Annotated in this window: 11 protein-coding genes and 1 tRNA gene; 3 read left to right on the top strand and 9 right to left on the bottom strand. The window is 63.5% G+C overall.

Annotation, left to right across the window (positions count from 1 at the left end; genetic code table 11):
• Positions 1 to 138 precede the first annotated feature (138 nt).
• On the top strand, positions 139 to 753 hold the full coding sequence (locus tag ACQP1G_RS00720; RefSeq protein WP_433197330.1) for a DUF4291 domain-containing protein: 615 nt from the start codon (positions 139 to 141) through the stop codon (positions 751 to 753).
• Positions 754 to 853: 100 nt separating this feature from the next.
• Here ACQP1G_RS00720 and ACQP1G_RS00715 read toward each other — a convergent pair whose 3' ends face one another.
• From ACQP1G_RS00715 to ACQP1G_RS00690, 6 genes are all read right to left on the bottom strand, one after another.
• The gene (locus ACQP1G_RS00715) at positions 854 to 1,384 is read right to left on the bottom strand and encodes a HEAT repeat domain-containing protein (protein ID WP_433197328.1); all 531 of its coding nucleotides are present in this window, start codon (positions 1,382 to 1,384) and stop codon (positions 854 to 856) included.
• Positions 1,381 to 6,927 (bottom strand): putative T7SS-secreted protein, encoded by a 5,547-nt coding sequence (locus ACQP1G_RS00710; RefSeq protein ID WP_433197326.1) that lies wholly within the window; start codon positions 6,925 to 6,927, stop codon positions 1,381 to 1,383. The genes ACQP1G_RS00715 and ACQP1G_RS00710 overlap by 4 nt, the downstream gene beginning before the upstream one ends.
• Positions 6,924 to 7,523 carry a type VII secretion target gene (locus ACQP1G_RS00705; protein WP_433197324.1) on the bottom strand — a complete coding sequence of 200 codons (600 nt, stop codon included), beginning with the start codon at positions 7,521 to 7,523 and terminating at the stop codon, positions 6,924 to 6,926. The genes ACQP1G_RS00710 and ACQP1G_RS00705 overlap by 4 nt, the downstream gene beginning before the upstream one ends.
• 2 nt (positions 7,524 to 7,525) lie before the next feature.
• Complete coding sequence (locus tag ACQP1G_RS00700; protein ID WP_433197322.1) at positions 7,526 to 7,915, bottom strand: hypothetical protein; 390 nt, start codon at positions 7,913 to 7,915, stop codon at positions 7,526 to 7,528.
• Between the two features lie 744 nt (positions 7,916 to 8,659).
• Entirely contained in the window at positions 8,660 to 9,136 is a 477-nt protein-coding gene (locus ACQP1G_RS00695) for a pentapeptide repeat-containing protein (protein WP_433197320.1), read from the bottom strand.
• 333 nt (positions 9,137 to 9,469) lie between these two features.
• On the bottom strand, positions 9,470 to 9,865 hold the full coding sequence (locus ACQP1G_RS00690; RefSeq protein ID WP_433197318.1) for a hypothetical protein: 396 nt from the start codon (positions 9,863 to 9,865) through the stop codon (positions 9,470 to 9,472).
• A 289-nt stretch (positions 9,866 to 10,154) separates the two neighbouring features.
• Here ACQP1G_RS00690 and ACQP1G_RS00685 point away from each other — a divergent pair, with 289 nt between their 5' ends.
• The gene (locus tag ACQP1G_RS00685) at positions 10,155 to 11,030 is read left to right on the top strand and encodes a hypothetical protein (protein ID WP_433197316.1); all 876 of its coding nucleotides are present in this window, start codon (positions 10,155 to 10,157) and stop codon (positions 11,028 to 11,030) included.
• Here the strand turns inward: ACQP1G_RS00685 and ACQP1G_RS00680 are convergent.
• Positions 10,941 to 11,213, bottom strand: a complete 273-nt coding sequence (locus tag ACQP1G_RS00680; protein WP_433209489.1) for a GNAT family N-acetyltransferase — start codon at positions 11,211 to 11,213, stop codon at positions 10,941 to 10,943. The genes ACQP1G_RS00685 and ACQP1G_RS00680 overlap by 90 nt on opposite strands.
• On the opposite strand from ACQP1G_RS00680, the gene ACQP1G_RS00675 reads away from it, so the two are divergent.
• Positions 11,118 to 11,432 carry a hypothetical protein gene (locus ACQP1G_RS00675; RefSeq protein ID WP_433209566.1) on the top strand — a complete coding sequence of 105 codons (315 nt, stop codon included), beginning with the start codon at positions 11,118 to 11,120 and terminating at the stop codon, positions 11,430 to 11,432. The two genes, ACQP1G_RS00680 and ACQP1G_RS00675, sit on opposite strands and share 96 nt — an antisense overlap.
• 384 nt (positions 11,433 to 11,816) lie before the next feature.
• Here the strand turns inward: ACQP1G_RS00675 and ACQP1G_RS00670 are convergent, their stop codons facing one another.
• Both ACQP1G_RS00670 and ACQP1G_RS00665 read right to left on the bottom strand, forming a co-directional pair.
• Positions 11,817 to 12,902: a site-specific integrase gene (locus ACQP1G_RS00670; RefSeq protein ID WP_433197314.1), complete on the bottom strand. Its 1,086-nt coding sequence runs from the start codon at positions 12,900 to 12,902 to the stop codon at positions 11,817 to 11,819.
• A 103-nt stretch (positions 12,903 to 13,005) separates the two neighbouring features.
• A tRNA-Gly gene (locus ACQP1G_RS00665) sits at positions 13,006 to 13,081 on the bottom strand.
• Positions 13,082 to 13,109: the final 28 nt, after the last annotated feature.

Here is a 13,109-nt window from a genome sequence, read left to right as displayed (position 1 = left end):
ACCGACTCGTCGAGGCCCCAGAGCCGACCGGACCGTCATAGACACCGACAAGCTCGCCGAACGGATCCGCCTCTACCGCAGCGCTCCGGTGAGGGTGCGCTGGCTGCCGGAGACCTTTTGGCCGATTGACATGCAACCATGGTTTCCGTGGACAGGCCCTTTCGTGAGATCCGTGGTGTATACGATGCCGATACGATTACGATGTACCAGGCGTACAGCCCGCAGATTGCCGTTCCTGCCGCGGCTTCTGGGCGGTTCCCAGCCGCGTTCAAGCGGGAGCGCATGACCTGGATCAAGCCATCATTTCTGTGGATGATGTACCGATCCGGCTGGGCCAGTAAGCCTGGGCAGGAGCATGTGCTGGCCGTCCGGATCTCGCGTTCGGGTTTCGAATGGGCACTTCGCCATTCGGCGTTCGCGCACTTCGATAGCGCTGTGCATCAGGACCATGCGCAGTGGAAGACTAGCTTGGCCGCTCCGGTTCGGATTCAGTGGGATCCCGAGCGTGACACGGCATTTCGTCCCTTACCATTCCGATCACTGCAGGTGGGGCTTTCCGGTGAAGCGGCGAATCGCTACTGCGACGAGTGGATCGTCGGGATCGAAGACGTCACTGGACTCGCCCATGAGATCGGACGTGAGGTAGCCGCCGGGAGCCACGTTCCCGATCGCCTGCCCGCGGAAAAGCCGTACCCGACCCCACCTGATCTGCGCGAGCAACTAGGAATGGGCACCGGAGTAGTCACACTCTGATCAGTGGCCGAGGTCCTATTCGTCCCTGGGCGATGACGGTTTGTAGCCATTCGTAACATGCGGCTCACTCATGTTGGACGGCGGACATGCGAACCCTTTCCTACGTTGACGTATGAGATTTTTGCCTGCGCTCGAGCTGCGCTTCGGCTCCCTTCCGCACAATCTGACTGTCCGAGTCGCGCAGCCGGACTAAGGCTGCTTCTGCTTCCGGCCCGGGTGTGTCACCGAGCGCCCAGATCGCTTTGGTTGCGAGGGCCCTGTTGTCGTCGTAGTCGAGATAATCTGGAATCCAGACCGCAGCTTGATACAACGCGTCGACCGCGGTTGGTGTCCGCAGCTGCCCGAGCAGTGATACGACGTCTTCGTGCATGTAATGCCAGTCTGCGGCACTCAACTGTAGAAGCATGTCGAGGTAGTCCATCGTGGTCCCGAACTCGTTGCTCACAATCAGGGCGAGTTCGACGCCGTCGGCATAACGACTTTCGATCGCTTCTTTCAGCAGTTTCAATCCGAGTTGCCGACCATCGCTTGCCCCGAAGTGCCGCAGCACTTCTTCGGGCGAGCCGACCCGAGTCGGATTTGCCGGGCTGTATACCAACCCTAGTATGACCTTCTCATCCTCTGGAGTCATCGTACTATCTCCCTCCACTTGACTATCGCGTCGTTGAATATCTGCAATGCGGGACCCCGACCCAACCCGATATTGACGTGCCCCGGACCTTCACCCTTGAAGTGCGCCGCAAAGTCCGCCCATCCCTTTGATACCACCGGCATATCCGGATACACATCCCGGACGGCCTTCGCGCTATTTCTGACACCGATTTCCTCTAGTTCGTCGATTGTTCCCGGACGAAGCTCGAATTCTACGAGACGTCCAGCATAGGAATCAGAAAACCCTTGAGTCGGCGAGATGAATGTTTCACTCGTCGGGGGCAATCGTCCGGTATTCTGCAATGTTTCAAAGTCCGACTCACTCATAGATCGATAATATTTGTGGTTGCATCCGTCCGGCACCAAGCCCAGAGGGTCCGCCCACACCGTCGGGTTGTGGGGATATGTGTTGGGATTCGGCGCCGGTGAAAGACCAAGTGGGTCGTCGGTGAGGAATCTTCCCGTTCCGGGGTCATATGTGCGGTGGAGATTGTAGTGGAGGCCAGTTTCGGGATCGTAGAGCTGGCCAGGGAACCGCAGCGGCGTGGCGACCTGGCCAGACCATGCCGTGCGCCCCCAGAGATCGACGGTCGAGGTAGCTACCGTTGTGGCGCTATCGGGATTGAAGATTTCGGTGGGCGTACCGACAAGGTCGGTGACTATGGCATAGAACTCGCGGTCGAAGGCGTCTTGGTCAGTGGCTTGGGTGACGGGGGTATGGGAATTCAGATGGTATTGCCATCGGGTCGAGACTCCGTCGGCGCGCTGTTCGATGAGATGCGTGCCGTCCCAGGTGTAGTCGGTGCGTTCGAGGACGGTCCCGTCGTTGGTGAGGTGTTGTTTGGTGGTTCGGCGACCGAGTGCGTCGTAGGTGTAGTGCCACCACTGATGGGCTGGGGTCCAGACATCGGTGAGTTGGTCGAAAGAGTTGTACCGGTAGTGCCATATGTCGGCTTTGCGGGACAACCGGGTGGTGGTCTTGCGGATGAGACGGCCGGCTCCGTCGTAGTGGTAGCGGGTGCGGCCGTCGCGAATGAGTAAGTTGTTGTGGTATTCGCGGCGGCCGTCGGCCTCGGATTCGGGCTGAGGCGTATAGGAATCGTGCGGGTCGGCGACTGTCGCCGTCGTGCTGGTGTTGTCAGGCGGTCCTGATTGCAGCGCGCTGGTGATGTTGCTGAGTGAGTCGTAGGTGTACTGCTCGGCGATTGTGCTGTTGCGGGTGATCGAGGTGGCGCGCCCGACGGGGTCGAGGATGTAATCGCTCACCACAGAATTGGTGTCGGGGCGCGTGAGGGTGTGGTTGATGAGGTAGCCGTCGGGGCGGTAGGTGTATTCGTCGTGACGGAGTGTCTGCGGGCTGGACCGTGGTCCGATGTCGAGGTTCAGTGATGTGGCGGGGTGGGCGATCACCTGCTGGCCGGTGACGCGGCCGATATCGGACAGCGTCCGGTCGATAGCGATTTCGCCGACACGCCAACTCTGGAGACGCCCGATCGAGTCGTAGTGGAAGGCAAGTTTGTGCCCGTCGGCGCTAAGGCCGCGGACTTTTCCGGTGCCGTCGTAGTCCCAGCCGGTGGTTGCGCCGGTGGGGGTGGTGCGGCGGATGCGGCGACTGTATTGGTCGTGGTCGTGGCGCATCGCCGGTTGATCGTCGAGTTGTTGTGAGGCGAGTTGGCCGGTGGTGGTGTAGGTGAATTCGAGGGTGTGGGTGGGGTCTTCGGTTGTTCCCGCGATCGCGGTCAGGACTCGTCCGGCGAGGTCGTGGGTGTATCGGATCCAGTCGCCAGTGTCGGTGATGACCGCGGTGAGGCGGCCGAGGAGGTCGTGGGTGTGGTGGCGGGTGATGCCGGTGGCCGGTGTGATGGTGGTGACTCGTCCGGCGGCGTCGTGGGTGTATCGGGTGGCGGCGCCGGTGTAGTCGGTTTGGGTGATCAGGCGCCCGGCAAGGTCGTAGACGTATGTCCAAACTTGGCCGAGAGGGTTGGTCACTTTGGTGAGACGACGTTGGCTGTCCCAGGTGTACTGGGTGATCGAGCCATCGGGATCGGTGCGGGAATGCAGCAGATCGAAGGCCCCATAGACGAAGCGGGTGAGATTGCCTGCGCGGTCGGTATGCGTGAGAGGGTTGCCTTCGCCGTCGTAGATCCACGACTCGGCGTAGCCGTCGGGGTCGATGCGGCGCAGCAGTTTTCCGTTCGATGCCCACTCATAGTGGGTCCGGGCGTCCATAGGATCTGTAACTCGGACGGGACGACCACAGCAGTCGCGCTCGATGCGCGTGGTCGCGCCGGTCTGGTCGACAACCTGGACAGGCAATCCGGCTGCATCGACTTCGATACGCGTCGAGGTGTTGTCGGCATTGATGAGCTCAGCGATGGCACCGTTGGAGTGGTAGACGTACTCGGTTCGAGCTCCCGCCGGGTCAACAGAAGCGGCAAGGTCCCCGTTCTTGTTCCATTCCTGTTCTTGCACAGTGCCGTCGGCGTCAGTGACTCGGGTAGGCCGGTTACGCCACATGTAGTCGATCTGTACCGTGTGGCCGTCGGGGCGGATGATTTCGGCGATATCGCCCTCGCCGGTGTACCGATATCGGGTCACCGCGCCATCGGGTGCGACGACCTTCAATGGTTTGCGGTCAGCGTTGTAATCGAAATGCGTACGACCACCGGCGGGATCGACCAGGTCGCGCAGACGGAAGTCGCGATCGAAGCCGTGGGATGTGGTGGCGCCGAGGGAGTCGGTCACGGTGGTGAGACGGCCAGTGCTGTTGGGGAATTCGAAGTAGTCGAAGTCGGTATCCAGCATCCCGGCGGTGCCGCGCTGGAAGACGACGCGGCCGGATTCGTCGTAGGTGTTGACCATCTGGTTGCCGTTGGAATCGGTCCACGACGTCAGCCGATGTTCGTCATCGTAGGTGTAGCTCGTGGTAGCGCCGACAGCGTTCACAAGCGCCGACAGCTGGCCTGCCTCGTATCCGAATTCCCTTAATTGGGATTGCGTTTCGGCACCGTTGGGACCGGTGCCGAGCACGGACAATCTGGTGACGCGTCCCGCGGCGGTGTCGATGCGTACGCGGTATCCGCCGGAGTGTGACACCTCGACCGGTGCGCCGTCGGGGCCGTAGCGGAAGCGGATCCGGTTGCGGTGGCGGTCGGTGATCGCGGAGATGGCGTAGTTGCCCAGACGGGACTCGATGCCATCGAGGGTCGGTTCGGGCGCGAAATGCCAGAGTATTTCTTGCTGTTGATCCCAGATGCGGTAACCGCCGACCTCGGTTCGGGTCAGCGTCCGCGCCTGCCCACCGGTCACCGGTTCGGCTGCGGCACCGACCTCGGCGTGTGGGTAGGCCAGCATGATGCCGTCCTCGCCGAGGAAGGTGACTCCTTCGTGCTCGACGACCAGACGCATATCTAGAGTGGTCGACCACGACGGCCCGAACCAGCGGCCGTACCGGTAGTTCGAGCGATGCGTGCGCCGCAGAGTCAGTGCGAGGACACCGGGGAGGTCGACATCGGTTTCGGGGAGCAGAAATTCACCGGTCGCGATATCGACCGGATCCTCGGAACACGTTTTGTCGCCCTCAGCACGGTCGTGGTCCGCACCGTTCTCCCGCGCCGTATCACCAGCACCTTGATCGGCCTCGGCTCGCTCCTGCGGTGTCGGGTGCTCCTGCGGTGTCGGGTGCTCCTGCGGCGAATCATGCTGGGCCGGTGGGTTTTCCGGGGAGGGATTGTCGTGTCCATTGGGGTTCCTGCCGTCCCCGTCCGGGTGGGTAGGTTCTGTCCCGTCGTGGGTTTGACGGGGACTGCCGTCACCGTGATCTGTTGGGGTGTCAGGTGAATCGGTGTGAGCAAGCGGGCTCGAGTCGGGATTAGGGTGCTGGCTGGGTGTCTCGTGGCTCGGGTTCGGTCCCGGGGAAACCTCCGCATCCGGTCGAACCGCCGGAGTGTCGGAGGGCTGCTGGTGGGGAGTTTGGGGCGCGTCACCGGGATGCTCACCGCTGGGGTGCGAGTCAGGTGCCGTCGGTTCGGGGTGCGCCTGCTGCGGTGCATCCGGCTGAGTGTGTCCCGGTGCGGGGTTGTCGGGCCCTGGTGTGCCGGAGTCCGATGTGTGCGTGGGGGTTTCAGGTTGCGGGTTGGTCGTTCCAGGTTGCGTTGGCGATTCGGTTGCCGTGTGTGGCTGTGTGCCAGGCTCGCTGGTGCTCGGGTGGGTAGCGGTCGGCGTGGCCGGCTCGCTTGCGGTCGTGGTTGGTGACGGCGCTTCCGTTGTCGGGTGCGTGCCTGTTGGTGCGCCGGATTCGTGCGGGGTCGACGAGGGAGTGTGGGGTGTGGGAGTGGAGCTCGGGGCGTGCGGGGTGGTGTGCGGGGCGTGTTCTGCCGCGCTGGCCACGGTGTGGGTCGCTTTGCTGACCTTGGAGACGTCACCGATCTTCTCGACAGCCGACAGCGCGGGCTTGGCTGCGCCCGCGCCGCCGGTGCCGATGGTCGTGATCAGATCACCGGTCAAAGAGCCGAGGAACTCCGACGGGTTCTTGCGCGCACCGGACAGGATCGAGGACACCGTCGCCCCCGGATCAGCCGCCGCGACCACCAGCCCGGTGCCCAGATCCGACATCCCCGAGAAGTATTCGGCCGGATGAGTCAGGTTGTAAGCGTCCAACGGGCTGACCTGACGCACGAACTGCACGATCCCGGTGAAACTGGTCAGCAACCCGGACGTGAAGTTCAGCTTCGCCTGATCGACCGCCCCCGACAGGTCCGAGAGATTGTCGGTCCAGCGTTCGGTGAACGGCGGCTCGGTCGGGGCGGCCTCGGTCGCCACCGCCAACGCCGCCGCAGCCGAGGCCGCCGCGTTGTCACGCTGTGAGCGTGCGCCGCGCAGGATCTCGCGGGCTTCGTTGCGGATCGAGGTCCACGTGTCGGTCAGCGGTGTCTTGCGTTTCTGCTCCTCCGACAGGGCATTCCACTGATTCTTCCTCGTGGTTTCCTCGGTGTCGGCCGCTTCCCATTTCGCGATCGCGTCAGCAGCTTTGGATTGTGCGGCGGTGACCTCGTGGTACCAGCCGTCGAGCACACCCGATGCTTTGTGCATCGCATCGGCGCCCTCCCACCACAGCTTCGGCTGTTTCGCGAACTCGGTGTGAAACTCCTCCGCCGCCGAACCGGTCCAGTCCGCAGTGTTGACCGTGCGCAACGCGTCACCGGTCTTACCGATCGAATCGCCCATCTTCTGCAGCGCCTCGACCGCATCGTGGATCGCCGAGGGCTCACCCCGGATCAGCTCTTTCGGGTCGCTGCTCTGTCCGAGTTCGCGTTCTTTGATTTCACCACCGGCGAGATCGGCGATCTTGTCCCCGAGATCGTCGAGGTCCTCCGCGACCCCGTCAGCACCGACCCGACGCGCCAGCCCCGCCGCCGCATCCAAACCAGCATCGGCGAGCTCACCCGCCTTCTGCGTGACCGACTCGACGCCATGCTCGACCGCGTCGCCGACCTTGTTGACGAAATCACCGAGACCACTCACTTATCACCCCCACCTTGGCCATTCATGATCTCCGCCGCCCGCTCGGCGGCACCGGTGTTCCAGTGCACCCCGGGCACCGCGCCCGCGAGCGCGTCCGGGCCCACCGCCTCAATCACCTTCACATTCGTGCCGATATGTGTTAAGGCATTCTCGAACGACTCGGCGCTGTAATCGGTGTGGCGGATCTGGTTGAACTGATTGTCGGCCAACGTGTCTCCCCAGGACCGCGCATCGATCTCTTCCTTCGATAGATGCGGGTTTCCCGTCAGCTGCGTGAACATCTCCTTGAACGTGTCCGAGAACTTCTCATCCATGATGTGATAGCGCCCTGCCGCCAAGCCCAACGTCTTCGCGATCTCGTTGCCCGCCTGCACCAGGGACCTGACACCCCACGACCAGCGCTCGGTGAAGGTCTCGAAAGCCTTCTGCACCGACGCCTTACCCGCCTCCATCGGCGACAAGCTCAACAGCGAGAACCCGCGCCCCATCGCCCCGGTCTCCCCCACACCTAGCTCGGAGAGTTCGCCGATGACCGCGGTGATCCCATCCGCGGCCTGCTGCAGCACCGCAGGGTCAACGTTCAACTGATCCCCCACCGCTACCTCCCCTCCCCGGCCGAATCATCCGACACCTGCGGCGGAAACGCGATCGGCGCCAAACCGGTGATATCGACAGCCACACCCGTCGGCACCGACCGCCCAGCCGCGTACTCAGCCAGCCGCCACCCCAACAGCGACTGATACCGATACTCCTGATCACCAGCGACACCCCGCGCAGCCATATACCGCGCGTACTCCTCGACACTGGTGAACGCGCAGATCCAATCGACACCCCCGAGCCGGGACGTGCACAAGCGATCGTCATCGACCAACGGCACCATCAAAGCAGCGCCCCGAAATGCCTCCGCCAGCACCTCCGGCTGCCCGAAACCTGCATAAAAGGCTGCGATCTCCGCCCGCAACGCGCCAACGCCCTCGATGTCAGCCAATCGCCTAGCCACCCCCGCTCACGATCTATTGGCACCGCCAAAGCAAGCCTTCGCAGCATACCTATCGCTCGCTGCCCGCCGCCCGGTCGACGAACGCTTGCCATCCCCGCTGGCAACCGCCAATCGGCTTCGTCCCGATTGCGCCCCAACCGAAGAGCTTCCCCAACGGCCGCTTCGAGAGCAGGCGCGCCGCCGACCACTCCACTCGAGCTCGACACGGACAGGCACTCCCGCGCGCTGGCTTCTACGTCGCCAGAACCCGAAAGCCGAAGCCACTCACGAAAAAACAGCCCCGAGCACCGAAACCCCTACCCGAACAGAACAAATTGACTTTCCGGATGAACGTTGCGAAGCAACGTAAGCCTCGCTGGGCAGGTGCGCTAGACCTCGGCTGACCTGACTGCCAACCCGGTGAGGTTCCGGGAACCAACCTCTCCTGCGCCACGTCAACCCCACCCCAACCTACAGCTGACAGGCGAAAAACATGCAGGTAGATCCCTAATTTTGGTCAACTCCTCCAAATGGACCAGCATTCGTAACGCCCCCTGCGAGTGCTCGCAGTGCCCAACCGCTCGGAGGCCGGAGGTGCCGAGTGCGGTGAGGCGAGTAGGGCTCTCCACGCACCAATACCGCGCATCCTCCCCGTCATCGCTCGATTCTCACCGAGAGATCAACCGGCACTCAGTGGTTCGCGCAAGTCGACGATGTCGAAGAAACGAACGATTCTCAACAACCCAGTCAGCCCTACGGCGGTGCCGCCACAACAGGTGGCCAGTCCTGCGGTTCAACATTGGCAGGCTTCTGACTCACGTCCACGTTCGAATCGAACACCGGCGCTGGCGGTCCCCACTGCCTCGGGCCGACAAACGAGATGGTCTCAGCGCCGAAATCCACCTCCACAAACCGGGCGGCGCCGGAGAAGGTCACGCGCTCGAATTCGGCGGCACCAGAGAAGGTCGCGTTTGCGAACTCAGCGGTGCGGAAAAGGTCGCGTCCATGAACCAGGCGGTGCCGACGAAGGTCGTGACCCGGAACCAGGCGGTGTCGGCGAAGGTCACCCGCGAACTCGGCGGTATCGGCGAACGTCACGCCCGCGAACTCGGCGGTATCGGCGAAGGTCGCGGCCGTGAACTCGGTGGTATCGGCGAAGGTCGCGGCCGTGAACTCGGTGGTGCTGGCGAAGGTCGCGCCCTCGAACCGGGCCGCACCCGAGAACCTCACAGCGTTGAAATCAACGTCCTCGAGATACGCCGTTCGGAAATCGAAATCGCTTGTTGACGATGATCTCGGCGCGATACGGCCGCTCCCAGGACATGCGCGCGAGGCCACTCGGTCCAAAGGCCAAGTTCATCCGAGTGCCCAAGGTCGCAAGATTGAGCCGTTGGGCAATGCTGCACCGGCGCACATCAGGGGCGACATCCAGAAAGGCGTCGATCACCTCGATGTCGCTCGGGGCGACCGAATCACGCGCCTGTCGTCGACCAGCCATGAATCAAGACGATGTGCCCGATTGTTGCTGCTAAAAAACAATTTTGGGATCGCTAACCCGCCTACTTACTCCCACCGGCCGTAATACGCGCGCGCAGAGGACGCGAAGAGCAGGCCGGCCATGAGGGTGACGATCCCCAGGACCGCGATCCCGAAACCGAGGGAATCCGACTCCGAATCGAACAGCATCACAACGCCATTGGCACCCAGGAGGGCGGCCAGGCCGACAGTCGCGTCGCGCCCGCGCGGATTCCCGAGCCAGAGCGTGATCGCGACTGCGGCGAGTACGGCCGCCAGGCAGACGGCGACGACGCCGAGAAGCTTGGCCATTCCACTCGCCAGGTCCATCTCCTTTGCGTCACCGAAAAACAGAAAGAGCGCGGCCACCGCGCAGGCGACTGCCACGACGAACATGATCAGGGCTGAGCCACGCACGGTGGCGGGCGGTTTTCGTTGAGCCATGGGCACTTCCGGAGGCTGATACTCGGGATATGTTGCAACCGAGGGTTTCAGGCTTGTGAGCGACGATAGTAGTTGATCGTTGGCTGGGCAGTTGTCTAAGAACCGCGGCGGCACAGGCGTGTCGCACAGGTGTCCCGTCCCGGCCATCGCGAAGAAACTCACCATCAAGACCGGGAAGAACGCGGGCGAGTCCCCGTCCGTCGCCTCCCTGTACGGAACCCTGAAGCTGTCAGGAAGTGCAAAGTAGCGCGCCGGCCCGACGCAGAGGAAAGGCCGAGGGTCGCCGCAGATGCACGCGTTCGTGGACGAGACCAAGCAGAACGGGTTGTTGATCGTGTCCACCCTCGCCGAGGTCCGCCACATCCAGCAGTCGCGCAAGGTGCTCCAGGCCCAGCGCGCCAAGGGGCAGAACAGAATCCACTTCAAGAAGGACGACGACTCGCGCCGTCGCGCGATCTGTTCGACGCTGTGCACCCTCGAGGTGCAGGTGGCCGTGTACGACGCCACCGGCATCCGGGACGCGTCCGAGGCCCGAACCGGCTGTCTCACCACGATTGTCGAGGACCTGGCCGCCGTCGGCGGCCGACGGTTGACGATCGAACAAGACGATTCACTGGTCCACAGCGACCGCCGGACCCTCTATGCCGCCGTACGGAAGTTCGACGTCGCCGACACACTGGCCTATGAGCACATGCGCCCGAATCAGGAGCCGCTGCTGTGGGTGTCGGATGCGGTGGCCTGGTGCGTCGCCAAGGGCGGTGACCGGCGCCGGCGCGTGGACCCGCTCATCACGCAGGTCCGCAAGCTGTCTTCGATACGCGAAACCCGGCTCACCAACCGTCCGGATGGCTGCCGGGTCCACTTCAAGGACGCTAGTGCATCCTGCAGCACCGTTGATACAGCGCGCCGATCCATCTGGAACAGGAAGGTATCCGGACGGAACGGAAAGTGTTCCGGCATGGCCGTCCGCAGCAGCGGCCGTCGACGAAGGAAACAGCACGGCGGTCAACGGGAACGGGATGTCGATACCCGCCAGCCGGTGGGGGCATTGCCATGCCAGCGCGCGAACAGTTGCTCACCCAGTCCGGGGCCGAAGCCGAAGTTGACCCCGAATACGCGGTCGAGCCGCACACCCTCGTCGGGCTCGAGCACCGTGAAACCGTGACTGGAGTAGTACGGAGCCAACCGCTCTGCGGGTGACGAGCTGGCCGTAGATGAGCCGGAACCCTGCCGCGTCGTACGTCTGCACGCAGTGGTCCAGCAGCGCCGCGCCAACCCCCTTGCCACGCTGATCTTTTTGCACGACGAGAGCTTTGATACGGACTGTCTCGGTCAAACCTGTCCGCATCGCGTGCATCACTTCGTCGGCGGAGTAGCCGACCATGGCGGCGGTCTGGGTGGCCTGCATGATCACAGACGCGGGCGGATAAGCCAGCATGGCGCCAACGACGCCCTGGTCGGGGTGGTCGGCGACGAGCAGCATCCCGGAGGGCACACACATCTTCAGGAATGTGTCGGCGTCCATCGCTCGGTTCCAGGCGAGCTGGATCAGTGCGAACAGCCCTGACCGATTGTCGCCGTAAACCAGGGGCAGCCCCTGGCCGAAGCTGTCCGCTCGGACTGCGGCACTGACCCATTCCTCCAGCACCACGTCGTCCAGTTGGGTCAGCAGTGCGCCGGCGGCGGGAAGGTCCGCCGCACGACATGGACGTATCTGGACGTTGCCGTCAAGGTTTCGCGGGGACTGGGGGATAGGGGCTTGCGGAGATCGGGGCACCAGGGCTCGCTGCTGCCTCGCTTCCATGTTCTGTCGCCGTGCCCGTGCCCGTGCCCGTCGTGTCTCACGCTTGGTCATAGCCGATCCGACCCCCATCCGGTGACCGAGGAACCCTGGATCGAAGGTAAGCCACCACACCGACAACAGGGCGAGATCCGAAGATGCCAGGCGCGCTTATTCCCTGCGCAGCAGTGCTTTTCGAGCCGCTATCGAGCGGCGCTGCAGGCGCTTGCCGCGCATCGAGGCGATCGCATCGGCGAAACGCTCGAGCAGATACTCCGGCTCCGCGCCCTTCCATTGCGCGTTGGGGCCGAACGGGTCGAGGTTGCCGTCGGCGAGGGCACGCAGGCGGCGCAAGGTGGGCACCCAGGCTTTGGCGTAGAAGTAGCCCGCGCTGATCGGGGTGTCGTTGCTGGTGTGGACCAGCAACTCGTCCCCCGGGCGGTCGAGGTCGAAGCGCTCGAGGGTTTCCAGCGGAACCGTGACGGTGCGAATACCGCGCGAGGACTTCGGCTTTCCCAGCTTCATCTCACCGCCGAGATACTTCCACGCCTTGTTGATGCGCACATCGCCGCTCCGCTTGTCGATGTCGCGGATCTGGATGGCGGTGACCTCGCTGGGCCGCGCCATCGAGACCAGGTTGAACTCGGCGTGCGGGCGCCACCGCGGCGGCATCAACTGCTCGAACAACTCCCACTCGTCGTTGTCGAAGATGTCCAGCTCCGGCGCATCGTGGCGCGGCAGCCGGATACCCAGGCACGGGTTGTAGGGGATCAACGGCGACGGACGTTCGGCCACAGCGGCGTTCAGACCAGCGGAGAGGAATCCGTGTTTGTTGTGAATGGTTTTCGCGCCGTTGCCCTTGTCCTGCTCCAGGTGCACGATCCACGCCGCGTCCAGATCCTGATTGAACGCCGTGATCGGCAGCGACGAGCCCATGAACGGTTCGATATCGACGTCGATGTAGCGGAGGTAGTCGCGCCGCGTGCGCTCCTCGATACCGGTCAGGCGCGCGGTGTACTTGCGCAACCACTCGACCAGCGTCGTATACCGTACTCCGGCGCCGAGTTGGACCTCCCGGATCCTGCGTGCCTCGGCGACCCCGACCACCTCGGCCAGCTCACACCAGCGCGCCGCGGCCTCGAAATCGTCGAAAGTCTCCGACGTCGACCGCCGACGCCCGAATTCGTCGTAGTAATGGAACGGAACCTGCCAGGCGATCGACCCGTTACGGCGGGGTCGCGGGCGGGGTGTGAGCATGAAGCCTCCAGAGCCGGTGGGTGCCCTGAGAAGCCGTTGTGACCGCAAGTGGTGACATGCACACCTTCACCAGGTAGCTCACGCTACTGACCTGGTGTTTTCGTGGAGCGGATGACGGGATTCGAACCCGCGACCCTCACCTTGGCAAGGTGATGCGCTACCAGCTGCGCTACATCCGCATGCGCTTTGATGTGCGATCCGGGAGGT

It is taken from the genome of Nocardia sp. CA-107356 (assembly GCF_050946365.1).
Classification (GTDB): domain Bacteria; phylum Actinomycetota; class Actinomycetes; order Mycobacteriales; family Mycobacteriaceae; genus Nocardia.
This window is presented reverse-complemented; position numbering and strand designations above follow the sequence as displayed.